Genomic DNA, 23,704 nt, shown 5'->3' on the forward strand with positions numbered 1-23,704 from the left:
CCGATGAGCCGCGCAGCCCTGCTCCTCCTGGCCGACGGCCGCTTCCCCGCCGGTGGGCACGCCCACTCCGGCGGCGTCGAGGCCGCGGTCGCCCATGGATCCGTACACGACACCGCCGGCCTGGAGGCGTTCTGCCGTGGGCGTCTGCACACGACCGGTCTGACGACGGCCGGACTGGCCGCCGCGGCCGCCGCCGGACATGACCCGTTGTTGCTCGACGCCGCCGCCGACGCGCGCACCCCCGCCCCCGCGCTGCGTGCCGTCGCCCGCAGGCTCGGCCGGCAGATGATGCGCGCGGCCCGCGCCACCTTCCCCTCGGCCGCTCTCGAAGCACTGGCCGTCGCGCGTCCCCGGGGCGCCCACCAGCCCATCGTTCTGGGTCTCGCCGCCCGCGCCGCCGGCCTCGCCCCGGTGGACGCCGCCCAGGCCGCCGCGTACGAGAACATCAGCGGGCCGGCCACCGCGGCCGTGCGCCTGCTGAGCCTCGACCCGCTCAGCGCCTCCGGGCTGCTGGCCCGTCTCGGCCCCGAGACCGATGCCGTCGCCCAGGCCGCGGCCGACGCCGCGCACCGCGCGGTGACCGAGGGGCTCGACGCCCTCCCGTCGGCCTCCGCCCCCCTGTCGGACATCACCGGAGAGCAGCACGCCGCCTGGACCGTCCGCCTCTTCGCCTCCTGACCCGAATCCCCCCGCAGACCGGAGTCGACATGCACCTCGACCACGCTGAGATCTTTCCCCGGCGGCACACGCACAGCGCCGAGCCGCTCCGCCCCGACGGCAGCCGCCGCGCCCTCCGGGTCGGGCTGGGCGGCCCGGTCGGCTCCGGCAAGACGGCCACCGTCGCCGCGCTCTGCCGCACCCTGCGCGACCAGTGGCAGATCGCCGCCGTCACCAACGACATCTATACGCGCGAGGACGCCGAGTACCTGCGCCGCGAAGCCGTCCTGCCGGCCGAGCGCATCACCGCCGTCGAGACCGGCGCCTGCCCGCACACCGCGATCCGCGACGACATCTCCGCGAACCTGGAAGCCGTCGAGCAGTTGGAAGAGACCCACCGGCCCCTCGATCTCGTGCTCGTCGAGTCCGGTGGCGACAACCTGACCGCCACCTTCTCCAGGGGCCTGGTCGACGTGCAGATCTTCGTCATCGATGTGGCCAGCGGTGACGACATCCCCCGCAAGGGCGGCCCCGGCATCACCACCGCCGACCTCCTCATCGTCAACAAGACCGACCTCGCCCCGTACGTCGGCGCCGACCTGGACACCATGGCTGTCGACGCGCGGCGACAGCGCGGGGACCTGCCCGTCGTCTTCACCAGCCTCACCTCCGACGACGGCATCCGTGAGGTCGCCGACTGGGTCACCGGCCACCTCGCGCAGTGGCGCGCCGAGGCAGCCGTATGACCCCGCCCGCTCAACTCGCTCCCGAGCGGCGGGCAGCGTCCGCCCCTGACGTCCCCCCGGCCGGTGCCCAGGAGCCCGCCGGACACCCGCACGGCGTACGCGCCACGGCCCGGATCCGTGCCGCGCACAACGGACGCGTCACCACCCTCCCGCAATTGCACAGCGACGGCCCCTTCCACCTGCGGAGCATGCACACCGCCGGAAACGCCGCCACGGTGGGCATCCTCGGGGCGATGAGCGCCCCGCTCGGCGGCGACCGGCTCACCCTCGACATCACCGCCGAGGACCGGGCCGAGCTGGAGGTCACCACGGCGGCCGCCACGCTCGCCCTGCGCGGCCCCACCACCGACGCGGCCACCTACGACGTCCGCCTCACCGCCGGAGAACACGCCCGGCTGCGCTGGCTGCCCAAGCCCCTGATCAGCGCCGCCGGCAGCAACCTGCGCCAGACGTGCACGGTCGCACTCGCCGCCACCGCACGACTGGTCCTGCGGGAGGAGCTGCTCCTGGGCCGGGCCGACGAGGAACCGGGCCATCTCGTCAGCCGGCTCCTGGTCCACCGCGCCGGGCGCCCACTCCTCGACCAGCACACGGCGTACGGGGCCCCGGAACCCGGCTGGGACGGCCCGGCCGTCCTGAACGGGCACCGCGCCGTCGGCCAGCTCCTGGTCGTGGACCCACGCCTCGACACCCGACAAGCCCCCGTCCTCCTCGGCGAAGGCACCAAGAACGGGTGCGCCGTCCTCGCCCCGCCGGCCGACGGCCCGGCCCTCCTCGCCACCGCCGTCGCCCCCACCACGTCAAGGCTGCGGGACCTGCTCGACGAGGCACAGGAACACGCCCTCGCCGCCGGCTCCGCCAGGCCGTAGACATGACAGAACAGCCGGTGGTCCGCCGTCGGCAGGTCCGGCCGGCTGAGCACGGCGCGAGACCGGGTCCGTCGGCGGGGCGCCCGGGTGGGAAGGACCTGCCTCCCCTACCTTTGCGATGCCGGCGGCTCCCAGGATCCTGATGCGTCAGCGCCCGGAAACCTATAGCGGCCACAGTAGACATTGCGGGGTCTCGGCGTTATGGTTGGACACGTAGCCAGAAGTCGAAGAACGGCGCGGCAGAGGCGAACCGCCGCGCAGGCCGTGCCAGCAGTGCGGCTCGGCAGTGGAGTGGCGGGGCCGGAAGTGCGTACAAGGGTTCCGCCGCTGACTGCCGGGCCGACGGCCCCCAGGGGTCGTGACCGAACCGCACGGTCCGCAGTACCGGCAAGGTGACCAGCAGGAAGAAAAAGGAGGCAGACGCCATCAGGATCGCCCGGGCGAGGAAGGATCCGCCCGGGTACCGCAGGCCCCGAAAGGACAGGTGGTCCCCGGTCACGCATCCGCGATCCCCGCACGCCCCACGCCCCTTTCCGGGCAGTGGGATGCGGATACACAAAGCCGGCCCACAGTCGGCCGGCAGATGGTGTTGAAGTCCCCTCGGGGCCCTGGTGCCGTACGGCACCAGGGCCCCTCGATGTGTGAAACACAAGAGGTGAAAGTGACAGAAGAAAAATCCCTCAGCCCCGCCGGCCCTCTCGACGACGACGACTACCCCGCGTACACCATGGGCCGCGCCGCGGCGATGCTCGACACCACCCCGGCCTTCCTGCGCGCCCTCGGCGAACACCGCCTGATCACCCCGCTGCGCTCCGAGGGCGGCCACCGCCGCTACTCCCGCTACCAGCTACGCATCGCCGCCCGCGCCCGCGAGCTCGTCGACCAGGGCACCCCGATAGAGGCCGCCTGCCGCATCATCATCCTCGAAGACCAGCTCGAAGAGGCGCAGCGCATCAACGAACAACTGCGCCACCCCGCCGGCGAGGCCCGCCGCACGGACGGCGGCTGACTCCCGCCCCGGCCGCTCCAGGGCCGGCCTCGCCCCGGCACCCGCCGGCCGGCCGGACCGCCCGGCCGGACCCCGGCGGCCCCCGATGCTCCGCACCGGCCTTTCGGCCGGGTTCGCACCATACCTGTGCCCGCGGAATGAGAAATACAGACGGGGCGCCGTGAAAACATTTCCCGCGGCGCAACTGATGGAATTTCCCACTATCTGTTTCCGTCATCGGCGTGGTACTGTCGATCTCAGTTGCAGTTGTGGTTCCCAAAAACTTCGAGTGCTCTTCACCGGCGCATCAGCCGTGCGGAGCCCTCTCGTTATTCTCGGTCTTTTTCCGAATGGGGCAATCATCGCAGCGACACGGTATCGGCACAGTGCGGATACCGGGCACTGCCCCGAAGGAGAATTGACATGGCATCTGGCACCGTGAAGTGGTTCAACGCGGAAAAGGGTTTCGGCTTCATCGAGCAGGACGGTGGCGGCGCTGACGTGTTCGCCCACTACTCGAACATCGCCGCCCAGGGTTTCCGCGAGCTGCTCGAAGGCCAGAAGGTGAACTTCGACATCGCGCAGGGCCAGAAGGGCCCGACGGCCGAGAACATCGTTCCCGCCTGATCGCGCACCGTACGAGCAGGGGCCCGCACTTCGGGGTGCGGGCCCCTGCTCGTTACCCGCAGCCCTCTCGTCGTCAGAGGGCGATGCGGCGCGGCACAGCGCCGCGACGGGCCGGTGTCCGGCGGTTCCGCCGGATCGGCCCTCGTCACCCGGTCGGCAGCCCGCTGCCCGGGCCCGGCACGCACAGGACCAGACAGGACGCCGAAGCGTGTCTCCGCCGGAACCACCCGACGTGTTCCAGCGACAGTCCCTCGCTTCTTTCCCTGCGTCGCACTTGTATTCCTGTATCCATTTCGGCTCGTTCTCGCGATTCCCTGCGTTGCTCTTCTGCTGTGGGAATTCCTTGGTACGCGCCGCGCCAAGGAGGTTCCGTATGAACCGCACACGCACGAACGACCGATCGTCCCGCTCCCGCGCAGCCGGTCACGGTCGCCGGCCCGCCGCTGTACACGGCGAGTTCGCTCCCCCGAAGACGACGACTCCGGCGCTGCCCGCCGCCCAGGCGTTCGCCGATCTCGACATGCCCCGGCGACTGCTCGAAGAGCTGAGCTCGCAGGGAATGCGGGTGCCGTTCCCGATCCAGGGCGCGACCCTGCCGAACACCCTCGCCGGCCGTGACGTGCTCGGCCGTGGGCGGACCGGTTCCGGCAAGACGCTGGCCTTCGGCCTCGCGCTGCTGGCCCGTACCGCCGGACAGCGCGCCGAACCCCGGCAGCCCCTCGCACTCGTCCTCGTCCCCACCCGGGAACTCGCGCAGCAGGTCACCGACGCGCTCACCCCTTACGCCCGCTCCGTCCGGCTGCGGCTGGCGACCGTCGTCGGCGGGATGTCGATCGGCCGCCAGGCAGGCGCGTTGCGCGACGGCGCCGAAGTCGTCGTCGCCACGCCCGGCAGGCTCAAAGACCTCATCGAGCGCGGGGACTGCCGGCTGAACCAGGTCGGCATCACCGTGCTGGACGAGGCCGACCAGATGGCCGACATGGGCTTCATGCCGCAGGTCACCGCGCTGCTCGACCAGGTCAGGCCCGAAGGGCAGCGGATGCTGTTCTCCGCCACCCTGGACCGCAACGTCGACCTCCTGGTCCGGCGCTACCTCACCGATCCGGTGGTCCACTCCGTCGACCCCACGGCCGGCGCGGTCACCACGATGGAACACCACCTGCTGCACGTCCACGGCGCTGACAAGCACGCCGCCGTCACCGAGATCGCCGCCCGCGAAGGCCGGTCGATCATGTTCCTGGACACCAAGCACGCCGTCGACAAGCTCACCCGGCACCTGCTCGGCAGCGGCGTCCGTGCCGCCGCCCTGCACGGGGGCAAGACCCAGCCACAGCGCACCCGGACGCTGGCCCAGTTCAAGGCCGGGCATGTCACGGTACTGGTGGCCACGAACGTCGCCGCCCGCGGCATCCACGTCGAGGACCTCGACCTCGTCGTCAACGTCGATCCGCCCAACGACCACAAGGACTACCTGCACCGCGGCGGTCGCACGGCCCGCGCCGGCGCCTCCGGCAGCGTCGTCACCCTGGTCCTGCCCAACCAGCGCCGCGCGATGGACCGCCTGATGACCGACGCCGGCATCACCGCGCAGTCCACCCGGGTCCGCTCAGGAGAGGACGCACTGCACCGCATCACCGGTGCCCAGGCCCCCTCCGGAATTCCCGTCACCCTCGTCACCCCGGCCGAGCCCTCCCGACACGGCGGTGCCGCCCGGCGCGGCCGGCGCAGCCGCACCGCGCAGGCCACACGCCGAGCAGCCCAGCGGCAGCCGGTGCGCAACGTGGCGGCGTGAACATCGTTCGTGAACAGGGCATCGGTCCCAGCTCCGCAGGAGGTACCTTGTGAGAACGGTTCAGCTACGCCCCCACCCGGCGACCCCCGCCCCCTCCGACACCGCGGCCACGGACGCCGCCGGGCCCCGGGTCTGGGACGACATGACCGTCGAAGTGGCCCTGTCCGTCATGGCCGGCGCCCGTACGGAACGCCTGCTCGTCTGCGACGACGACGGTCAGGGAACCCGTGTGGTCACCCAGGCCCAACTCGCCGCCGTCCGCGCCGGTTCCACGTACACCGACCAGGCCCGCCTTCGTGAGATCCCCGGTGGCAGCGCCCCCTTCGCTTCGCCCCGGGCGGCCGACACGGCCGCGTAAGCGCCCCTGTCCCGTCGAACCGGCTCCCCCCGGCCCGGCCTTCCCACCCCCATCCTGCGAGGTCTCATGCGCTGTGTCATCGCCCGCTTCCCCTTCGACCTGACCAAGGCCGGGGTACAGCAATCGATGCAGGCCGTCCGGCCCGAACCGGTCACCGGCGAGTCCGTGACCATCGGCCGCCGCCAGTACCCCCTCAAACAGGTGGGCCAGGTGATCACCCGCCAGGACCGCCGCGACTTCACCGCCGCCGAAGTCCTGCGGGCCATGACCCGCCTCGGCTTCACCTGCCACACCGCCCCCGTCCAAGCCGCCCAGGCGGAGATGGCCGCGCCCGGCCTCAGCCCGCTCCAGAGGGCGTCCGCGATGCTCGGCGCACCCGGGTCGGCCTGACCCTCCGCGCAGGCGAGCGGCGAGAAGGCGGACCGAGCGCGGAGCGCGGGTTCGATTCCCGTCACCCGCCCCACAGACAAAGGCCCAGCTCAGGAGTCGATCCCCGAGCTGGGCCTTCGTGTTGTCCGGGTCGGCGGTCAGCCCCGGACCGGTGGGCCGGCGCTGCCTGCCGGGTGGCGTGCTGCCGTACTGGTGGCGTGCTGCCGTCAGGCTGCGATGGTGGTGAGCTGTTCGATGCCGTGGCGTTTGCGCAGGGCGACGATGGCTTCGGGGCCGGACTGGTTGTTGACGAGGGCGGACAGTTCGCGGAGGTAGTCCTCGTGGCCGGCCGGGAAGGACAGGAACAGCATTCTGGCTTCGGTGTCGGTCGGGTTGGCGAAGGCGTGCGGGCAGCCGGGCGGTACGAAGATCATGCTGCCGGGGCCTGCCCGCAGTACGGAGCGGCCGTCGCGGGAGCGCCATGCGCGCCAGTTGTTGTCGGTGGTGCTGTCCGGTTCGAATGCGAGCAGGTCGAGCTCGCCTTCCAGGACGTAGAAGAGTTCCTCGCCGTGGTCGTGGCGGTGGGCCCCGACGTCGAAGCCCGGGGGGACGACGACCTCGAACGCCGAGTTCAGCCGGGCGTCCTTGGCGGAGACCTTCACCTCGATCCGGAGTCCGCCGATCGTGATGCGGTCGCCGTCGCCCGGGTGGAGCATCAGGCCGTCGGTCGCCGCCGAGGTTTCTGCCCCTGCTGACCCTGCTGACATGGATGGCGCTTCTGTCATTGTTTGCCTCCGTTCGGTCAGTTCTGATTGTTCAGCTGCGGCTGGGGAACCGGCAGGGTCCCGGGGCCCTGTCCGCGCCGGGTGGCCGCGGTGACGACGACGGCCAGGACGAGGCCGACCACGGCGAGCAGGGCGCCGAGCCAGACCGGCGCGGTGTAGCCGAAGCCGGCCGAGATGACGAGGCCGCCGAGGTAGGCGCCGAGGGAGTTGGCGATGTTGAACGCGGACTGGACGGACGCGGAGACCAGTGAGGCGCTGTCGGGGGCCTTGCTCATGATGTAGGTCTGCATGATCGGGCCGAGGCTGAATCCGGCGACACCGGACGCGAAGAGCCCGACGGCCGCGGTGATCTTCAGCGGGGCGGCGAGTGCGAACAGCACCAGGACGACGGCCAGGACCGCCAGGGCCGTGTAGAGGCTGGGGACCAGGGCGCGGTCGGCGGCGCGGCCGCCGATGACGTTGCCCACCGTCATGCCCACACCGAGCAGGACCAGGAGGTAGCTGACGGAGGTGGGGGTGAAGCCGCCGGCCTCGGTCAGCAGGGGGGCGACGTAGCTGTAGACGGTGAAGATGCTGGCGAAGCCGACGGTGACGGTGCCCAGCGCCAGCCAGACGTCGCCTCGGCGGAACGCGGCGAGTTCGTCGCGGACGGAGGTGGGGGCGGACTTCGGCTGCCGGGGAATCATGAGGGCGATGGCGATCACGCTGAGCACGCCGATGGCGGCGACGACCACGAACGCGGAGCGCCAGCCCAGCGTGGTGCCGAGGTAGGTGCCGAGCGGTACGCCGGCGATGTTGGCCAGCGCGAGGCCGAGGAACATCATCGACACCGCCTTGGCGGTGCGGTCGGCGGTGACCATGCCCGCGGCGACCACGGCGCCCACCCCGAAGAAGGCCCCGTGCGGCAGGCCCGCCACGAACCGCGTCACCAGCATGACCGGTTCGTTGGGGGCCAGCGTGGTGGCGATGTTGCCGATGGTGAACAGGGCCATCAGCGACAGCAGCGTGGTCTTGGCGGGCAGCCGCCGGGCGGCCAGGGTGAGCAACGGGGCGCCGATGACGACCCCGAGGGCGTACGCCGAGACCAGGTATCCGGCGTCGGGGATGGAGACGTCCAGGTCGTGCGCGACGGTCGGCAGCAGGCCCATCACGACGAACTCGGTGGTGCCGATGCCGAAGGCGGCCAGGGTGAGTGCGGCCAGTGCTAGGGGCACGGGTCCTCCTCCGTGGAGCGGGCGGGGGGGGTGGCGGTGTGGGGGCCCGGCCGGGGCCGCGCGGGCCGGGCCGGGCCCGCGTGGTCGCCGACGGGCGGTCAGGTGCGGGCGGGGCCGCACCATTCGGTCAGGGCGGTGCGCAGGCCCGCGTCGCTGACGGGCGCGTCACCGGCCCAGGCGAGACAGCCGTCGGGACGGATGAGGAGCACGGCGGCCTCCGCGTCGGTGTCCAGGGCGGCGACGGCCCGTATGCGGTCGCTCCAGGGCTCCGCGGCGCGTACGGCGTCGGAGGTGCCGGTGAGGTCCAGCAGCAACGGGCGTCCGCCGCGCAGCAGTTCCGCCAGGCGTACCGTTCCGGCGTCGGTCTTGAGCTGCCGGTCGGCGACGAAGGTACCGACGCGCGGGTCGGCACTGCCGCCGTAGTGGATGTCGGTGCCGTAGATCGCGTCGGTCAGGTAGTTGTTGACCTCGTCGAAGCCCATGAGGACGGTGAACAGCTCGCGCAGCGCGTCGACCTGAGGCCCCGGGCGCATCAGGGCGACCTGGGCGCGGGTGTTCTGCAGGACCCGTTCGGCGACCGGGCGGCGCTCGGCTTCGTAGGTGTCCAGCGGTTCGGGGCGGCCCTGGCAGGCGGCGGCGAGCTTCCAGCCCAGGTTCACGGCGTCCTGGAGGCCCAGGTTGGCTCCCTGGCCGCCCGCGGGGAAGTGCACGTGCGCGGCGTCTCCGGCGAGCAGGACGCGCCCGGCCCGGTACTGCGCGGCCAGCCGGGTGCTGTCGGTGAACCGGGAGACGAAGCGGACGTCGGTGAACTCGATGCGTTCGCCGGTGACCCGGTGGACGGACTCGACCAGTTCCTGGGCGGTGGCCGGCGTGTCGGGCACCGGCCGGTCCCACTCGGTGGTGGAGATGCGGCCGTCGGGCATCCGCATGAACCAGCCGCGCTCGCGCCGCTGCCAGCCCATGGGAAGGCGGTCCACGTCGGTGATCGTGCCCAGGCCCATCCAGTTGACCAACTGCGGTTCGGTGCCCGGGAAGCCGATGCCGGCGAGCTTGCGTACGGTGCTGCGTCCACCGTCGCAGCCGACCACGTAGCCCGCCCGGATCACGCTGCTGCCCTGCTCGTCCCGCACCGTGACGGCCACCCCGTCGGCGGCCTGGTCGAGCCCCGTGACCTCGGCGCCGTGCCGGACGACGGCTCCGGTCCCGGTCGCACGGCGGGTCAGCACGGCCTCGGTGGCTTCGCGGGTCAGCGCCAGTTCCTGGGGCTGTTCTGCGGTGACGGTACCGCGGCCCAGTACGAACATTCCGGCGAAATGCCCGCGCGCCGAAGTGTTCGCCAGGCGGCGGCGGTACTCGTCCAGATTTGCCGTGTCCTTTTCGGCCGCCAGGAAATCGGTGAGCAGATCGCGGCGGTCCATGATTTCGAGGGTCCGGGCGTGGATCGTCAGGGTCCTCGGCTCGTTGGCCCCGGGCGCGAGGCGCTCCACGACCAGCGTGGACACCCCGTACATCCGCAGCTCACCGGCGAGCATCAGCCCGACCGGGCCACCGCCGGCGATGAGGACGTCGTAATCGTTGCGCTGCATGACCAGCACCAGCCGCCTATCTGTATATAAAACACGCGCGGGAATTCCGGATGTCCGGAATGCGGCTGCCGCCCGGGGGTTTTCATTCTCAGGCCCTACGGCGGAGTCGCCAATTCATCAGTATCGATCCCACGGTATCCGCGGCACCAGGCATCACAAAATGCAATTCCGATAAGGCAGCGTTGCCTTCGGGAGCAATGGGCTGGTGCGGGCCAGTCAGGCGGGGGTGGGCTCGTCGAGGCCGCTGCCGCTGTCGGCGTGCAGGCTCTCGAAGACACCGCGGACGCAGTGCCGGAACCAGGTGTGCGTGGGGTCGGCCTGGTGCCGGACGTGCCAGGACTGCGCGATGACGATGGGCGGGAGCCGCAGCGGAATCCGTACGGTGCGCAGGTCGAGGAGACGGACGGCCTGACGGCTCAGCTTCTCGGTGGCCAGCCCCACCAGGTCGGTCTGCGCCAGCATGTGCCAGGAGGCCACCCAGCTCGGTACGACCGAGACCACCTGCCGGTGCAGCCCGCGCTCGGCGAGGTGGTCGTCGATGGGCCCGGTGAGCCGGCCGCGCCGGGAGACGCTGATGTGCTGGGCCCCGGCGAACCGCTCCAGGGTGACCTCGCCGCGCAGCAGCGGGTGCCCGGCGCGGACCAGGGCCAGCACCCGGTCGACGACGAGCCGTTCGCTGTTGACCTCTCCGGAGGCGGAGTCGGCCACGCTGATCACCAGGTCGGTGCCGCCCTCCCGCAGTTTGGGGGTGCTGTCACCGGAGTCCTCCGGCACGAACCGCACCGTGACGTTGGGCGCCTGCCGGTGGACGGCGCCCAGCAGGGGCTGGGCGAGCGCGCCGACCACCATGTCGTTGGCCTGCACGGTGAACGTGGTCTTCAGCGAGCCCAGGTCCGGCACGCCGGTCTCCAGGAACATCCCCGTGGCCTGCTCGACCAGCGAACGCACCTGCTCACGGATGGCGAGGGCACGCGGCGTCGGCACCATCTGCCGGCCGGCGCGCACCAGGAGCGGGTCGCCGAAGGCCCGTCGCAGCCGGGCCAGGGTCCGGCTCATGGTGGGGGTGGAGGTGCGCATGCGCTCGGCGGCGCCGGAGACGCTGCCTTCCTCCAGCAGGGCGTCCAGCGCGATGAGGAGGTTCAGGTCGACAGATTTCATCTGGCACAACCTCCGGTTATCAGGATTGATGTGGACGGCAAGCCCTGCCCCGGCTTACTGTACAAGGAAAGTAGTTTGGCGCGTGGCATGAGCCCGAATTGCCCCCGTGCGGCCCACGCTGCTTTTTCGCGCACCTCCGGTCGAATTTCACCCATGACTTTCAAAAGTTACGGCAAACCGCACGGTGCAGTGGGATCACGTCGCCTCAGGCGACCATTCGCCGATGGAAAATCGCCCGCCGAGGGACGGAACGGGGCACTCCGCCCGCCACCTCGTCCGATTTGCGCCTACGCAATCACCACGGAAAAGCAAAAGACAGATAAAGCCGAACCATGTCCACCAGGCCGTTGGCGCCGTATTTACGCTGAGATGGCGAGACGGGTGATCTCCGTCTCACCACAGTTGCCCGGACCGAAGAACACGGTAATGTTTTCGACGCTGTGGCCGGCCCTGCGCCATTCCTTGCGGGCACTGCCGGCCGATGACGTTTTTTGGAAGGGTTCTAAGCAGGGAACGCTTAGCTCACCAGATGGGGGACCAAAAGCATGTCAGGCAAACCCGGACGAAAATTCAACATAAGTTCTCGCAGCGATTCCCTATCCGTCAACCTTCCGTCCGGGCCCCTCTCGAACTGTTCCTGCGGTGCTCCGGTCGCCCCCTACGTGGTCGTGCCGAACGGCGCCGCCGAGGCTGCCGACCGGGCGCCCCGGGAGACACCGGGAACGTGCTCGGGACAGTCGCGGGCCACGGCGGGTACCGGTGGACGGGACCTGGTCCTGTGGCACATCCGCGAGGACCACAAGAAAGACCTCGCGCACGTGCCGTGCCTGGTCTCCACCTGGGGAACCGTCCTGGTCTGCCCGCGCGCGGGCAGAGGCGCGGGCTCGCCGGAGGCCTTGGCCGCTCCCGCGCTCACCTATTTACCGGGCGGTGAACACCCGACGGCCGGGGCCGGCCGGGAAGGCGTTTCCGACCGGGAACGGGACATCATGAACGGCCTGTCGCGCGGTTTCACCAATACCGAGATCGCGCAGGCACTGTTCATCAGCGAGAAGACCGTCAAGAACCACATCAACCGGCTGTTCGCCAAGCTGGGTGCCCGCCACCGCGCCGAGGCCATGGCGATCTGGCTGGGCCTGGCCCGTACCGAGCAGCCGGACGAGCGGGCGGGCGTAGCCGGCGACGGCCGGTGCGACCGTGCGAACCGTCCCGCCGTCCCTTGGGAAGCGGACCGGGGCCGTTGCAAGGTGTCCGCCTGAGACAGACAACAGCCCGCGGGCGGCGCTCCGGCCGGTGCCGGGGCGCCGCTCGCGCGATCTGTCCGGAGCTTCGGGCCCGTCGGCCTGATCAGACCGCGGCCAGCCCGGGGAAGAGGAAGGCGGCAGTGTCCCGGGCCGCTGCCCGCCGCTGCCGCTCGTCCAGCACCTCGGTACGGGCCAACTCCTCGCGCCACCGGTACACCAGATCCCGTGGAAAGAACGGCAGGTCGGTCCCGTACAGCAGGCGCAGCGGATCGGCGATGCGCAGCAGCGTCTCCAACTGCCTCGGCAGAGCGGGGCCTGACAGGTCGTAGTACAGCGAACGCAGGGCGCCCAGTACATCGATCCGGGTGCCCGGGAGCATGGCCGCGGCCAGGGCGTCCACCCGGTCCGCGAGCACGCCCAGCGTCGCTCCGGCGTGGGGCACGATCCACCGGATTCCGGGGAACTCGGCCAGTGCGCCCGACAGCACCAGGTCGATGACGGCCCGGGTGGTGTCGAAGGGGAATTCCAGCAGAGCGCTCGGCGGCCGGCGTACGCCCGGCACCTCCACGGTGGGCGCCGAGGTCGGGTGCAGCAGCACGGTGGCGTTCCGGCGGTCGAGTTCGGCGAGGACGGGCCGGAACACGGGATCGCCGGGGTAGCGGCCGCCGTTGTTGGTGAACAGGACGTACCCGTGGACCTCCGGCCGGTCCGCCGTGGCCGCGATCTCCGCCGGCGCCGCGTCCGGGTCGGTGAGCGGCAGGCAGGCCAGCAGACCGAGCCGCCCTCCGGAGCCGGCGACGATCTCGGCGCTCTCGTCGTTGATGCGGCGGGCCAGGTCAGCGGCGCCCCGGGGGTCGCCGAAGTTCACTCCCGGCGAGGGGACACCGACGGCCGCGGCGCTTACGCCCGTACGGTCCATGTCCGCCAGCGCCGTGTCGAGGGACCACTTCGGCAGGGCGGGCATGCCGTCCCGGTGGGCCGGCGGGGCCGCGTGCCAGGCGCGGTCGAAGGAGGGCGGCACCAGGTGGGCGTGGACATCGATCCAGCCGGCACCGTGCCGCCCGTGGCCGGGCCCGGCGGGAGCCTGCCCGGAACGGCCTCCGTCCTGCCCGTCACCGGCCGCCATGCGGGGTACCGTCCTCGCCGATGCCCAGTGCGGCGCGCATGGTCTCCAACTCCCGTACGGACCAGTGCTCGACGACCCGGCCGCCGGCGATCCGCAGGATGTGGGCGGCCTGTACCCGCATCGTGCGCCCGGTGGGCGGCTGCTCGCCGAACGGGCCGGTGTTGGTGCCGGTCACGATCTCGTGGACCAGGACCTTGTCCCCGTCCGCGAGCACGTGCTCGGTGTGGATTCGGACGTCGGGGAACGCGGTCTTGAAGCGGACCGCCGACTCCTTGAGGTTCTCCCGCTCGAACGCGTTGCGGCCGAACATCGGGCTGTGGTCGACCAGGTCCTCGGCGATCAGCTCGTGGATCACCGGTACGTCGGCGTCCTGGAGAGCGGTGAACAGTTTGCGGGCGATGGCCGCGGTTTCCGTCATGTCCTGTCCGTCCTTCGTCTTCTTCCCGGTGTCTGCAAGGCCGTCCGCGGCCGGTGTCCCGCCCTGGGTCTCCGTCCGGCCCGCGGCTGTCGTCCCGCCCGTGTCCCGGACCGCGCCGGTGGCCGTCATCCGGCCGCCGCCTTCTTGCGCGGGGTCGGCCGCCAGCGCACGGGGTCGGGCTTGCCGACGGTGTTCTCCAGCCAGCCCGCTCCGGCGATCTCCAGGCGTACGGTGTCGCCGGGCTGCAGCTTGCGCCCCAGCTCCCAGCCGCTGCCGCCCGCCACCGTGCCGGTGCCGATGACCTCCCCGGGGACCAGTGGCTCCGAGCGGGAGGCGTAGCTGAGGATCTCCTCGATGCTCCACACCAGCGAGCCGCTGTTACCGCGGGACCACTCCTCACCGTTGACGTGAGCGGTCATCGTCAGGTCCGTCAGGTCGAGTTCGTCGGTGGTGACCACCCACGGGCCCACCGCGGTGGAGAAGTCCTTGCCCTTGGCGGGGCCGAGCCGTCCTTCCATCTCGTACCGCAGCAGGTTCCGGGCGCTGAAGTCGTTGAAGACGGTCACGCCGAACAGGGCTCCGCGGGCCGTCCCGGGCGTCAGGTCACGGGCCGGGCGGCCGATGACGAGGCCCAGTTCGAGCTCGTAGTCCAGGTGCTCGCAGCCGGCCGGCCAGACCACCTCGTCGCCGGGTCCGACCAGCGTCGACGGGTTGATCTTGAAGAAGAGCGGGACCTCGAACCACACGTCGGGCGCGGTGGCCTCGTGGTTCTTGAAGGCGTTGAAGTCCCGCAGCACCGGCGGGTCCACCGGCGGCAGCCAGTGCACCTGCGCCATGGGGAGGCCGACGGCCGGGTCGGCGTCCGCCAGCACCCGGCCGACGGCCTCGGTGAAAGCGGGCCCGGTCTCCAGCGCCTCGGTCAGGCTGCCGGGGAACTGCGCCGCGGCCAGCCGCGCCGCCCGGCGCGCCGAGGCACCGGCTTCGACGAGCCTGCGCCGCTCCTCGGCGGCCAGGTCGAGCACCGTCCGGGTCTCCGGGTGCACCGACACCAGCCGGGGCACCGGCCCGTCCACGCCGTCCCGCAGGACGCGTCCGATCTTCATGCCGTTCTCCTCGTACGAGAGTTGTGTGCGAAAGTGCGCCGTCAGGCCCGGCAGCGCAGCGGCCGGCCCGCGAAGGCCGTCATCATCGGCGCGATCTCCTTGCGCTGGAGCGGCGTTCCGACCGGCTCGCCGTCCATCTCCGAGTACGTCCGCGCGATGTTGGCCACCAGGCGCTCGCTGTCGTTCCAGGCGGCGTACGCGCCCAGGTCCACCGCCCGGGCCGCTTCCAGCGGGTTCAGTCCGCGAGCGCGCCCCTTACGGGCGGCGTCCTCGACGAAGTCGAAGTACTCGTCGGCGGCGTCGAAGACCTCGGGGCCCGCGAGCGGGCCGTGGCCGGGGACCACCACCTCGGGCCGCAGCGCGCGCAGGGTCTGCAACGCGGTGCGGATGCCGGACAGGGACCCGTCGGTGATCACCGGCGTACAGCCGTTGAAGATGATGTCCCCGACGAAGAGCACCCGCGGCCCGGGGAGCCACACCACCACGTCGCCCAGCGTGTGGGCCGGGGCGACCGGGACGACCTCGGCCGTGAGGCCGCCGAGCGAGAGCGTCAGGCGGTCCTCGCACAGCACCGTCGGCGGGCGGACGCTGATGTCGCCCCACTCCACGGTGTCGAAGTACGGGACCACGGCCAGCCCCTCGCTGATGATCTTTTCCCGGCAGTACGGGTGGCCTATGACGGCGGCCTCGGGGAACTGGTGGTTGCCGAAGGTGTGGTCCCCGTGGTGGTGGGTGTTGACCACGTACCGCACCGGCGCGTCGCTGACCCGGGCGGTCTCCTCACGCAGTCTCGCGGTCCGCCGCTCGGTGAAGCAGGTGTCGACCAGCAGGACGCCCTCGTCGGTGGCGACCACTCCGCTGTTGTTGAGGCCCCAGCCCCAGTCCGGCTGGGTGAAGGCGTAGACGTGGTCGGCCACCGGGGACAGCCGCCCCAGCTCGGCCGTGTCCCGCGGCTCGTCCGTCGTCGCGCAGCAGGACGGCGCCGTGGAGTCGAAGGCTTCGACGCTCATGCCGCCCCCGCCCGTACGCCGTCGGCCGACAGCCGCGTACCGGCGGTGAGGGCCGCGCTCACCGCGGCCACCCGCACGCCGAGCAGCCGACAGGTTTCCAGGTCGGACTTGTGCAGCCCCTCGTCCCCCAGGTCGGCGGGCGACTGCGCGCCGGCGCCGAGGAAGAGGCCCAGGCGGTTGGGGGTGTCCATGCTGTCGGTGCTGGCGCTGAAGCCCGGCTTGAGGCCGAGGTTGACCCAGTGCATCCCGTGCTGGGCGGCCAGGATCGTCAGTGCCTGCAGCACCTGGAGCTTGTCGCCGCTCAGGCAGCCCGAGTTGGTGAAGCCCGCCGCGATCTTGTCCTGCCACACTCCGTCCAGCCAGCGGCGTGAGGTGGCTTCGGCGAAGGCCTGGAACTCCGAGGAGACGTTGCCCATGTAGGTGGGGCAGCCGAAGACGATCGCGTCGGAGGCGTCCAGCAGGCGCCAGCCGTCCTCGTCGATACGGTCGACCGCGATCAGATGGGCCTGCGCCCCGGCCTCCAGCGCGCCGTCGGCCACGGCCGCGGCCAGGACGGCCGTGTGGCCCTGCCGTGAGTGGTGGGCGATGCTGACAGTGGTTTCCGGTGTGTGCGGCATGACGGTTTCCTTGGTCGTGGGTGGGCCGGCGGTGGTGTGCGGACCGGCGGACGGCGCGGGCCGGGCCGTCGAGGGCCTGCTGGACCGCCTCACGCCTGGGCGAGGCGCCGGGCGGTCAGGGAACCGGCGAAGTCCGTCAGCAGCTCCCGGCTGCCGGGGCCTCCGGTGGCGGAGCCGTACACGGCGAAGTCCGGGCGGATCAGTACGCAGTCGGCGCCGAGTTCTGCCAGCCAGTCGCCGTACGCCCCCGTGACGTCCGTGAGCGGGGCCGGGGACCCCTCGGGGCCCACATGGGCGACGGTCACGCCGGCCGCGTCCAGCACGGCGCGCAACTCCGGTGCCAGGGAGGAGACGGCGGCGACGGCCTCGGCGGAGCTGGTGAGCAGGACGAATCCGTGCCCGACGACCTCGTCGAACATCCCCTGGCGGCTACCGGCCCGGACGTCCGCCTGGATGCCGGGCCTGCCCGCCGCAGGGTCGCCGCCACGGGCGAACGCCCGGGGGCCGGGCCGCTGGGCGGGGGCCGGGCGCAGCGCGGGATCGGCGAGCTGGGCCCGCATCGTGGCGTTGCGGCGCTCGATCTGCTCCGGGTCGAGGACGATGCACGGCTCGCCCACCTGCCGCGCCTGGTCCGTGCAGCTCTGTACGTCGTCCTTGCGGTCGGCCGTGTAGGTGTCGAGGACCGAGGCGTCGGCGGCACCGCGGTACAGCAGGTCCAGCCGCCAGGCCAGCGCCGCGGCGTCGCGCATGCCCGAGCACATGCCCTGCCCCGCGAACGGCCACATGGCGTGGGCCGCGTCACCGGCCAGGAAGCAGCGGCCGGCCTGCCAGGTCTCCGCCATCAGCTCGCGGAAGGTGATCACCGGCCGGCGCAGCAGCGTGAAGTCGTCCGGGCCGCCCCACGGGGAGAGCAGTTCCCAGGCCCGCTCCTCGGTGAAGTCCTCGGCGGCTTCGTGGTCGAAGAGCTGGAACTCGAAGCGGCGGTGTGCGGCGCCCAGGCGGAAGAGGCAGCCGGGCCGCTCGGGGTCCAGGAAGTGCCCGTTCTCGAACGCGAAGGACATCGGGTGCCTCTCCTCCACGTCCAGGACGAGCCGGCGGGGCCCGCCGCTGCCGCGGGTGACGGCGATGCCGAGCGCCTCGCGGACGAAGCCGTCCGCACCGTCGGCTCCGACCAGGTGGCGGGCCCGTACGGTGCGGCGTTCACCGGTGGCGGAGTCGGCCACGGTCAGCGTCACACCGTCCGCGTCCTGCTCCAGCGCCACGGCCTCGGTGCCGAAGTGGACCGTGGCCGAGGAGCAGTCCCGCACCCGGCGGTCGACGGCGGCTTCGAGACGGGGCTGGTAGAAGCTCCAGTGCTCGCGCCAGCCGTGCCGGCCGATGCCGCTCCAGTCGAAATGGCGCAGGAGTTCACCGCCGAATGCCGCGGTCCTGGTGTCGTACGTGTCCCAGCACACGGCGCCTTCGCGGATCTCCGCACCCGCACCGATCTTCTCCATGAGCCGCATGATCTCGTCGTCGATATGGATGGCACGCGGCGAGCAGGCGATGCCCGGCTGTTTCTCAAAGGCGGCGACGTTGTACCCGGATTGCCCCAGCAGGGCGCTCAGCACTTGCGCCACCGGGCCGTAACCGACCACGGCCACGTCACAGATTTCCACCGTGTCCCCTTGCCTCCTCGAATGCAGCACGAAATGGCCCGTCTTTCACACAGCCTTCCAGCTGCACCCGGAACGAGACAGGGCCTCAGGACCCAAAGAACCCCCCGGGGCACCGAAACACCACGTCACAGGGGTACGGCGGGACAGGGGAACGGAGCCGGGCACGGCCGGGCACACGGAATCCATGCCGGGTGGCAACTTTTTTCCGTTGGGCCCCCGGACCCTTCCAGCCGCCACCGGAACACCGTCAGCATTCAGGAACACGAGCAGACATCCGCAATTCAAGACGGTAAGGCTTAGGGGGATTCGAGCATGCTGCCGCCAAGGCGCGTAGTGATCACCGGAATCGGCGTGGTGGCCCCGCGTGGAATCGGTGTCAAGAATTTCTGGGAAACCTTGACGAGCGGGCGGAGCGCCACCCGGAACATCACCGCATTCGACGCCACCGGCTTTCGCTCACGCATCGCGGCCGAGTGCGACTTCCGGCCCGAGGAGAACGGGTTCACCGAGGAGCAGGCACAGCGCATGAGCCGCTCCTCCCAATTCGCCCACGTGGCCGCGCGGGAGGCCCTGGAGCAGTCCGGCCTGGAGGTCACCGACCGGGTCGCGGCCCGGATGGGCGTGGCACTGGGCAGTGCCGTGGGCTCGGTACGCGAACTCGACCGCGCCTACCGCGACATCAGCGGGGACGGCGCCTCCTGGGAGCTGACGCCGGGCAAGGCCGGCCCGTACCTGGCGGACTACAACACCCCCAGCTCGCTGGTCCGCGAGATCGCCTGGCTCACCGGCGCCCAGGGCCCGGCCGCCATGATCTCCGCGGGCTGCACCTCGGGGCTGGACTCCGTCGGGTACGCCTGCGACATCCTGCGGGAAGGCAGCGCAGACGTCGTGATCGCCGGGGCCACCGACGCCCCCATCACGCCCATCACCGTGGCCTGCTTCGACGCGATCAAGGCCACCTCGCCCAACAACGCGGACCCCGGCCACGCCTCGCGGCCCTTCGACCGCGACCGCGACGGGTTCGTGCTCGGCGAGGGCGCCGCGGTCTTCGTCCTGGAGACCGCCGAGCACGCCCACGCCCGCGGCGCCCACGTCATCGCCGAGGTGGCGGCGTTCGCCGCCCGGTGCAACGCCCACCACATGACGGCGCTGCGCCCGGACGGCCGGGAGATGTCCGCCGCGATCGACTCCGCGCTGGCCACCGCGCGGGTCGCCCCGGAGGCCATCGACTACATCAACGCTCACGGCTCGGGCACCAAGCAGAACGACCGGCACGAGACGGCCGCGTACAAGCGCAGCCTGGGCGACGCCGCGCGCACGACTCCGGTCAGCTCCATCAAGTCCGTGATCGGCCACTCCCTGGGCGCGATCGGCTCGATCGAGCTGGCGGCCTGCGCCCTGGCCATCGAGCACGGCGTCATCCCGCCCACGGCCAACCTGCACACGCCCGACCCGGACTGCGACCTGGACTACGTGCCCTTGGAGGCACGCGAGAAGCGGGTCGACGTGGCCCTGAGCGTCGGCAGCGGCTTCGGCGGTTTCCAGAGCGCGGCCGTACTCGTCAAGGAAGGCGCCAACCGATGAACACGGAACTCCGGGCAGCGTACGGACCGTCGGCCACCGGGCGCCGCGCGGTGTCCGACGACGAGCTGCCGGTCGTCACCGGCGTCTCGGTGGCGGCCCCCAACGGCCTGGGCACCGAGGACTTCTGGACCGCGACCCGCAAGGGCGTCAGCGGGCTCGGCCCCATCACCCGCTTCGACGCCTCCTCCTATCCGGTCCGGGTCGCCGGTGAGATCAGCGGCTTCGAAGCAAGGGAGCACATCCCCAGCCGGCTCATCCCGGCCACGGACCGCGCCACCCAGTTGTCCCTGGCCACCACCGAGTGGGCCCTGCGCGACGCGGACCTGGACCCGGCCGCCTTCGAGGAGTTCGCCGGTTCGGTGGTCACCGCCAACGCCGTGGGCGGGGTGGAGTTCATCCAGCGGGAACTGCAGAGCCTGTGGAGCAAGGGCCCCCGCTACGTCACCGCGTACATGTCCTACGCCTGGTTCTACGGCGTCAACACCGGCCAGGTCTCCATCCGTCACCAGCTCAAGGGCCCCAGCGGCGTGGTCGTCACCGGGCAGGTCGGCGGCATCGACGCCCTCGCCCAGGCCCGGCGGCGGCTGCGTGCCGGGCAGCGCTTCGTGGTCGCCGGCGGCGCCGACGCCCCGGTCTGCCCGTACGGCCTGACCGCCGCCATGACCGCCGGAAATCTGAGCACCGGTGCCGACCCGGCCACCGCGTACGCCCCGTTCGACCGCTCCGCGTGCGGCCATGTGCCCGGTGAGGGCAGCGCCATGATGATCGTGGAATCCCTCGGTGCCGCCCGGGAACGCGGCGCACGGAACCTCTACGGCGCCATCACCGGCTACGGGTCCACCTTCGACCCGCATCCGGCGACCGGACAGCCGCCGACGCTGGCCAGGGCCGCCCGGATCGCCCTGGACGACGCCGGCCTGGCCCCGCACGACATCGGCGCGGTCTTCGCCGACGGCGCGGCCGAGGCCGGCGCCGACCGGGCCGAGGCCGCCGCCATCGTCGACCTGTTCGGCCCGCGGGGGGTGCCGGTGTCCCTGCCCAAGACCATGACCGGTCGCATGTACGGCGCCGGTGCCGCGACCGATGTCGTCAGCGCTCTGCTGGCCATCCGCGACGGAGAGATCCCGCCGGCGGTCGGCACCGGCGGCCTCGCCGAGGAGCTGGGCCTGGACCTGGTACTCGGCGGCCCGCGTCCGGCTGCGCTGGACCACGTGCTGGTGCTCGCCCGCGGAGACGGCGGCTTCAACTCCGCCGCGGTCGTCTCGCGGGTTTCCTGACCGGCCCGCACCGGCCGGCGCCTGCCTCCCCCGGCCCGTACCGGCCGAACGGCTCCACACCTCCCTCCAAGCTCCTCACCGAAAGGACCCAGACATGACCTTCACCCTCGGCGGACTCCGTACGATCCTGCGCGACTGCGCCGGCGAGCCCGAGACCGGTGACCTCGACGGCGATGTCGCCGCGATCACCTTCGAGGACCTGGGCTACGACTCCATCGCCCTGCTGGAAACCCTCTCCCGTATCGAGCAGGAACTCGGTGTGGCGGCGGACGAAGCCCCGATGGACGAGCTGACCACTCCGCAGTCCCTCGTCGACTACGTCAACGGCCAGTTGGCCCGGGTCACCGCCGCCGCGTAAGCGCCGGACGGGCCGGCGCCCCACCCGGCCCACCTCGTACGTCCGGCACCACCGCGGCCGGACGCCGCGGCGACGCACCGGCCCAGGCGCGTCGCCGCGGCACCGGCCCGCCGCTCGCCCACCACCAACGGAGCACCTTCGGGCCCACTTCTGGTTCACACGGACGGGGACAACGCATGATGCAGGAATCTCTCAGCGAGCTCAGGGACAAACGCCGGGCCGCGGTCGACGGCCCGGATCCGCGCGCCACCGAGCGTCAGCACGCCAAGGGAAGACTGACGGCCAGGGAACGGATCGAACTCCTCCTGGACGACGGTTCCTTCCAGGAGGTGGAGCAGTTGCGCCGCCACCGGGCCACCGGTTTCGGCCTGGAGCACAAGAAGCCGTACACCGACGGTGTGATCACCGGCTGGGGCACGGTGTTCGGCCGGACCGTGTTCGTGTACGCCCATGACTTCCGGATCTTCGGTGGCGCGCTCGGCGAAGCGCACGCCGAAAAGATCCACAAGCTGATGGACCGGGCCATCGCCGCGGGAGCGCCGCTGGTGTCCCTCAACGACGGCGCCGGGGCCCGCATCCAGGAGGGCGTCACCGCCCTGGCCGGCTACGGCGGCATCTTCCAGCGCAACACCCAGGCGTCCGGGGTCATCCCGCAGATCTCGGTGATGCTGGGGCCGTGCGCGGGCGGGGCCGCCTACTCACCGGCGCTCACCGACTTCGTCTTCATGGTCCGGGACACCTCGCAGATGTTCATCACGGGCCCGGACGTGGTCAAGGCGGTGACCGGCGAGGAGATCACCCAGAACGCCCTGGGCGGCGCGGACGTCCACGCCCGGACCTCCGGTGTGGCCCACTTCGCGTACGACGACGAGGAGACCTGCATCGAGGAGGTCCGCTACCTGCTCTCGATGCTCCCGCAGAACAACCGGGAACTCCCCCCGCCCGAGCCCTGCGCCGACGACGCCGGCCGCACCACCGAGATCCTGCGCGACCTGGTGCCGGCCGAGGGGAACCAGCCGTACGACGTGCGGGAGGTCGTCGCCGAGATCGTGGACGGCGGCGACTACTTCGAGATCAGCGCCACCTGGGCGCAGAACATCGTGTGTGCGCTGGCCCGGCTCGACGGCCAGGTCGTGGGCGTGGTGGCCAACCAGCCCCGCGCCATGGCCGGAGTCCTGGACATCCACTCCAGCGAGAAGGGCGCGCGCTTCGTCCAGTTCTGCGACTCCTTCAACATTCCGCTGGTCACCCTGGTGGACGTGCCCGGTTTCCTGCCCGGCGTGGATCAGGAGCACGGCGGCATCATCCGGCACGGCGCCAAGCTGCTGTACGCGTACTGCAACGCCACCGTGCCGCGGATCTCGGTGGTGCTGCGCAAGGCGTACGGCGGCGCGTACATCGTCATGGACTCGCGCTCCATCGGCGCGGACATCTCGCTGGCCTGGCCGACGAACGAGATCGCGGTGATGGGTGCGGAAGGCGCCGCCAACGTCATCTTCCGCAAACAGATCGCGGAGGCGGACGACCCCGACGCGACGCGTGCCCAGATGGTCAAGGAGTACAAGTCCGAGCTGATGCACCCGTACTACGCGGCCGAACGCGGCCTGGTCGACGACGTGATCGACCCCGCCGACACCCGGCGCGTCCTCATCAGCTCGCTGGCCATGCTGCGGGGCAAGCACACCGGGCTGCCGAACCGCAAGCACGGCAACCAGCCCCAGTGACGTCTTTCCCGAGGAGCGCACCCGTGACCGTCGACGCCGCCGATACCGCCGAGGAGCACCTGCCGCGTACGGAGAGCCTGTTCCGCATCGTGCGCGGCAGCCCCGACGGCGACGAGATCGCCGTACTGACCGCCCTCCTGCTCGCCCGTGGGCGCGACCACCACGACACACTGTCGCGATCCGCCCCTTCGTCACCGGCCACCCCAGCGTGGGGTGCCGGGCAGCTCGGCCCTGCGTACCGCTCCCCGACGAGCTGGCAGCGCTGACCGCTCACGGCGCCGTACGCTCCCGCTCCCGAACGCTCCCGCCTCCCCTCCTCCGGCCCAGAAAGGCTGTCCACGTCGTGCGCAAGGTGCTCATCGCCAACCGAGGCGAAATCGCTGTCCGCGTTGCCCGGGCGTGCCGGGACGCCGGAATCGGGAGTGTGGCCGTCTAC

General features: G+C 71.5%; 25 protein-coding genes. 15 read left to right on the forward strand and 10 right to left on the reverse strand.

What is annotated here, in order from left to right; all coding sequences use genetic code 11:
- Positions 1-3: 3 nt before the first annotated feature.
- The 8 genes from AB0A97_RS34080 to AB0A97_RS34115 all read left to right on the forward strand — a co-directional run bounded on the left by AB0A97_RS34080 (position 4) and on the right by AB0A97_RS34115 (position 6,427).
- The gene (locus AB0A97_RS34080) at positions 4-678 is read left to right on the forward strand and encodes an urease accessory UreF family protein (protein WP_361157402.1); all 675 of its coding nucleotides are present in this window, start codon (positions 4-6) and stop codon (positions 676-678) included.
- Positions 679-707: 29 nt separating this feature from the next.
- The gene (gene ureG / locus AB0A97_RS34085) at positions 708-1,403 is read left to right on the forward strand and encodes an urease accessory protein UreG (protein WP_361157405.1); all 696 of its coding nucleotides are present in this window, start codon (positions 708-710) and stop codon (positions 1,401-1,403) included.
- Positions 1,400-2,272 carry an urease accessory protein UreD gene (locus tag AB0A97_RS34090; RefSeq protein ID WP_361157407.1) on the forward strand — a complete coding sequence of 291 codons (873 nt, stop codon included), beginning with the start codon at positions 1,400-1,402 and terminating at the stop codon, positions 2,270-2,272. Before ureG ends, AB0A97_RS34090 begins: the two co-directional genes overlap by 4 nt.
- Before the next feature lie 637 nt (positions 2,273-2,909).
- On the forward strand, positions 2,910-3,281 hold the full coding sequence (locus AB0A97_RS34095) for a MerR family transcriptional regulator (RefSeq protein ID WP_361157410.1): 372 nt from the start codon (positions 2,910-2,912) through the stop codon (positions 3,279-3,281).
- Positions 3,282-3,683: 402 nt separating this feature from the next.
- The gene (locus AB0A97_RS34100; RefSeq protein WP_028810498.1) at positions 3,684-3,887 is read left to right on the forward strand and encodes a cold-shock protein; all 204 of its coding nucleotides are present in this window, start codon (positions 3,684-3,686) and stop codon (positions 3,885-3,887) included.
- A gap of 373 nt (positions 3,888-4,260) precedes the next feature.
- The gene (locus AB0A97_RS34105) at positions 4,261-5,679 is read left to right on the forward strand and encodes a DEAD/DEAH box helicase (protein WP_361157413.1); all 1,419 of its coding nucleotides are present in this window, start codon (positions 4,261-4,263) and stop codon (positions 5,677-5,679) included.
- A gap of 49 nt (positions 5,680-5,728) precedes the next feature.
- On the forward strand, positions 5,729-6,037 hold the full coding sequence (locus AB0A97_RS34110; protein WP_361157416.1) for a CBS domain-containing protein: 309 nt from the start codon (positions 5,729-5,731) through the stop codon (positions 6,035-6,037).
- Positions 6,038-6,103: 66 nt separating this feature from the next.
- On the forward strand, positions 6,104-6,427 hold the full coding sequence (locus AB0A97_RS34115; RefSeq protein WP_361157419.1) for an SCO5918 family protein: 324 nt from the start codon (positions 6,104-6,106) through the stop codon (positions 6,425-6,427).
- 206 nt (positions 6,428-6,633) lie between these two features.
- Here AB0A97_RS34115 and AB0A97_RS34120 read toward each other — a convergent pair whose 3' ends face one another.
- The 4 genes from AB0A97_RS34120 to AB0A97_RS34135 form a co-directional block, all read right to left on the reverse strand.
- A complete protein-coding gene (locus tag AB0A97_RS34120) occupies positions 6,634-7,173 on the reverse strand; it encodes a cupin domain-containing protein (protein ID WP_361157422.1) in 540 nt (179 codons plus the stop codon).
- A 35-nt stretch (positions 7,174-7,208) separates the two neighbouring features.
- Positions 7,209-8,405, reverse strand: coding sequence for an MFS transporter (locus tag AB0A97_RS34125; protein WP_361157424.1), 1,197 nt, complete (start codon positions 8,403-8,405; stop codon positions 7,209-7,211).
- Positions 8,406-8,503: 98 nt separating this feature from the next.
- Positions 8,504-9,991, reverse strand: coding sequence for an FAD-dependent monooxygenase (locus tag AB0A97_RS34130; protein ID WP_361157427.1), 1,488 nt, complete (start codon positions 9,989-9,991; stop codon positions 8,504-8,506).
- A 216-nt stretch (positions 9,992-10,207) separates the two neighbouring features.
- On the reverse strand, positions 10,208-11,149 hold the full coding sequence (locus AB0A97_RS34135) for a LysR family transcriptional regulator (protein WP_361157430.1): 942 nt from the start codon (positions 11,147-11,149) through the stop codon (positions 10,208-10,210).
- Positions 11,150-11,811: 662 nt separating this feature from the next.
- Here AB0A97_RS34135 and AB0A97_RS34140 point away from each other — a divergent pair.
- A complete protein-coding gene (locus tag AB0A97_RS34140) occupies positions 11,812-12,408 on the forward strand; it encodes a helix-turn-helix transcriptional regulator (protein ID WP_361157432.1) in 597 nt (198 codons plus the stop codon).
- Positions 12,409-12,496: 88 nt separating this feature from the next.
- On the opposite strand, the gene AB0A97_RS34145 is transcribed toward AB0A97_RS34140, so the two are convergent.
- The 6 genes from AB0A97_RS34145 to AB0A97_RS34170 all read right to left on the reverse strand — a co-directional run bounded on the left by AB0A97_RS34145 (position 12,497) and on the right by AB0A97_RS34170 (position 18,325).
- Positions 12,497-13,519: an amidohydrolase family protein gene (locus AB0A97_RS34145; protein WP_361157435.1), complete on the reverse strand. Its 1,023-nt coding sequence runs from the start codon at positions 13,517-13,519 to the stop codon at positions 12,497-12,499.
- A complete protein-coding gene (locus tag AB0A97_RS34150; RefSeq protein ID WP_361157438.1) occupies positions 13,506-14,066 on the reverse strand; it encodes an ester cyclase in 561 nt (186 codons plus the stop codon). The genes AB0A97_RS34145 and AB0A97_RS34150 overlap by 14 nt, the downstream gene beginning before the upstream one ends.
- Positions 14,063-15,040 (reverse strand): fumarylacetoacetate hydrolase family protein, encoded by a 978-nt coding sequence (locus AB0A97_RS34155; RefSeq protein WP_361157441.1) that lies wholly within the window; start codon positions 15,038-15,040, stop codon positions 14,063-14,065. The genes AB0A97_RS34150 and AB0A97_RS34155 overlap by 4 nt, the downstream gene beginning before the upstream one ends.
- A 41-nt stretch (positions 15,041-15,081) precedes the next feature.
- On the reverse strand, positions 15,082-16,050 hold the full coding sequence (locus tag AB0A97_RS34160; RefSeq protein WP_361157443.1) for an MBL fold metallo-hydrolase: 969 nt from the start codon (positions 16,048-16,050) through the stop codon (positions 15,082-15,084).
- Positions 16,047-16,667: a flavodoxin family protein gene (locus AB0A97_RS34165; protein ID WP_361157446.1), complete on the reverse strand. Its 621-nt coding sequence runs from the start codon at positions 16,665-16,667 to the stop codon at positions 16,047-16,049. Before AB0A97_RS34165 ends, AB0A97_RS34160 begins: the two co-directional genes overlap by 4 nt.
- 89 nt (positions 16,668-16,756) lie before the next feature.
- Complete coding sequence (locus AB0A97_RS34170; RefSeq protein ID WP_361157449.1) at positions 16,757-18,325, reverse strand: bifunctional 3-(3-hydroxy-phenyl)propionate/3-hydroxycinnamic acid hydroxylase; 1,569 nt, start codon at positions 18,323-18,325, stop codon at positions 16,757-16,759.
- A 312-nt stretch (positions 18,326-18,637) separates the two neighbouring features.
- Here AB0A97_RS34170 and AB0A97_RS34175 point away from each other — a divergent pair, with 312 nt between their 5' ends.
- From AB0A97_RS34175 to AB0A97_RS34200, 6 genes are all read left to right on the forward strand, one after another.
- Positions 18,638-19,909 carry a beta-ketoacyl-[acyl-carrier-protein] synthase family protein gene (locus AB0A97_RS34175; protein WP_361157452.1) on the forward strand — a complete coding sequence of 424 codons (1,272 nt, stop codon included), beginning with the start codon at positions 18,638-18,640 and terminating at the stop codon, positions 19,907-19,909.
- Positions 19,906-21,186, forward strand: coding sequence for a beta-ketoacyl synthase N-terminal-like domain-containing protein (locus AB0A97_RS34180; protein WP_361157455.1), 1,281 nt, complete (start codon positions 19,906-19,908; stop codon positions 21,184-21,186). The genes AB0A97_RS34175 and AB0A97_RS34180 overlap by 4 nt, the downstream gene beginning before the upstream one ends.
- A 94-nt stretch (positions 21,187-21,280) precedes the next feature.
- On the forward strand, positions 21,281-21,544 hold the full coding sequence (locus tag AB0A97_RS34185; protein ID WP_361157458.1) for an acyl carrier protein: 264 nt from the start codon (positions 21,281-21,283) through the stop codon (positions 21,542-21,544).
- Positions 21,545-21,720: 176 nt separating this feature from the next.
- Complete coding sequence (locus tag AB0A97_RS34190) at positions 21,721-23,268, forward strand: acyl-CoA carboxylase subunit beta (protein WP_361157461.1); 1,548 nt, start codon at positions 21,721-21,723, stop codon at positions 23,266-23,268.
- Between the two features lie 23 nt (positions 23,269-23,291).
- Positions 23,292-23,534 carry an acyl-CoA carboxylase subunit epsilon gene (locus tag AB0A97_RS34195; protein WP_361157464.1) on the forward strand — a complete coding sequence of 81 codons (243 nt, stop codon included), beginning with the start codon at positions 23,292-23,294 and terminating at the stop codon, positions 23,532-23,534.
- Positions 23,535-23,611: 77 nt separating this feature from the next.
- Positions 23,612-23,704, forward strand: a 93-nt coding sequence (locus AB0A97_RS34200; protein WP_351219746.1) for a biotin carboxylase N-terminal domain-containing protein, incomplete at its 3' end; no start/stop codon positions are given.

Origin of the sequence: Streptomyces sp. NPDC045470, from assembly GCF_040646595.1 — a bacterium.
Lineage (GTDB): Bacteria > Actinomycetota > Actinomycetes > Streptomycetales > Streptomycetaceae > Streptomyces.

Coding starts and splice junctions, on each gene's coding strand:
- AB0A97_RS34080 (WP_361157402.1), top strand. CDS start 4: ATGAGCCGCGCAGCCCTGCTCCTCCTGGCCGACGGCCGCTTCCCCGCC.
- ureG (WP_361157405.1), top strand. CDS start 708: ATGCACCTCGACCACGCTGAGATCTTTCCCCGGCGGCACACGCACAGC.
- AB0A97_RS34090 (WP_361157407.1), top strand. CDS start 1,400: ATGACCCCGCCCGCTCAACTCGCTCCCGAGCGGCGGGCAGCGTCCGCC.
- AB0A97_RS34095 (WP_361157410.1), top strand. CDS start 2,910: ATGTGTGAAACACAAGAGGTGAAAGTGACAGAAGAAAAATCCCTCAGC.
- AB0A97_RS34100 (WP_028810498.1), top strand. CDS start 3,684: ATGGCATCTGGCACCGTGAAGTGGTTCAACGCGGAAAAGGGTTTCGGC.
- AB0A97_RS34105 (WP_361157413.1), top strand. CDS start 4,261: ATGAACCGCACACGCACGAACGACCGATCGTCCCGCTCCCGCGCAGCC.
- AB0A97_RS34115 (WP_361157419.1), top strand. CDS start 6,104: ATGCGCTGTGTCATCGCCCGCTTCCCCTTCGACCTGACCAAGGCCGGG.
- AB0A97_RS34120 (WP_361157422.1), bottom strand. CDS start 7,173: ATGTCAGCAGGGTCAGCAGGGGCAGAAACCTCGGCGGCGACCGACGGC.
- AB0A97_RS34130 (WP_361157427.1), bottom strand. CDS start 9,991: ATGCAGCGCAACGATTACGACGTCCTCATCGCCGGCGGTGGCCCGGTC.
- AB0A97_RS34135 (WP_361157430.1), bottom strand. CDS start 11,149: ATGAAATCTGTCGACCTGAACCTCCTCATCGCGCTGGACGCCCTGCTG.
- AB0A97_RS34145 (WP_361157435.1), bottom strand. CDS start 13,519: ATGGCGGCCGGTGACGGGCAGGACGGAGGCCGTTCCGGGCAGGCTCCC.
- AB0A97_RS34150 (WP_361157438.1), bottom strand. CDS start 14,066: ATGACGGCCACCGGCGCGGTCCGGGACACGGGCGGGACGACAGCCGCG.
- AB0A97_RS34155 (WP_361157441.1), bottom strand. CDS start 15,040: ATGAAGATCGGACGCGTCCTGCGGGACGGCGTGGACGGGCCGGTGCCC.
- AB0A97_RS34160 (WP_361157443.1), bottom strand. CDS start 16,050: ATGAGCGTCGAAGCCTTCGACTCCACGGCGCCGTCCTGCTGCGCGACG.
- AB0A97_RS34165 (WP_361157446.1), bottom strand. CDS start 16,667: ATGCCGCACACACCGGAAACCACTGTCAGCATCGCCCACCACTCACGG.
- AB0A97_RS34175 (WP_361157452.1), top strand. CDS start 18,638: ATGCTGCCGCCAAGGCGCGTAGTGATCACCGGAATCGGCGTGGTGGCC.
- AB0A97_RS34180 (WP_361157455.1), top strand. CDS start 19,906: ATGAACACGGAACTCCGGGCAGCGTACGGACCGTCGGCCACCGGGCGC.
- AB0A97_RS34185 (WP_361157458.1), top strand. CDS start 21,281: ATGACCTTCACCCTCGGCGGACTCCGTACGATCCTGCGCGACTGCGCC.
- AB0A97_RS34190 (WP_361157461.1), top strand. CDS start 21,721: ATGATGCAGGAATCTCTCAGCGAGCTCAGGGACAAACGCCGGGCCGCG.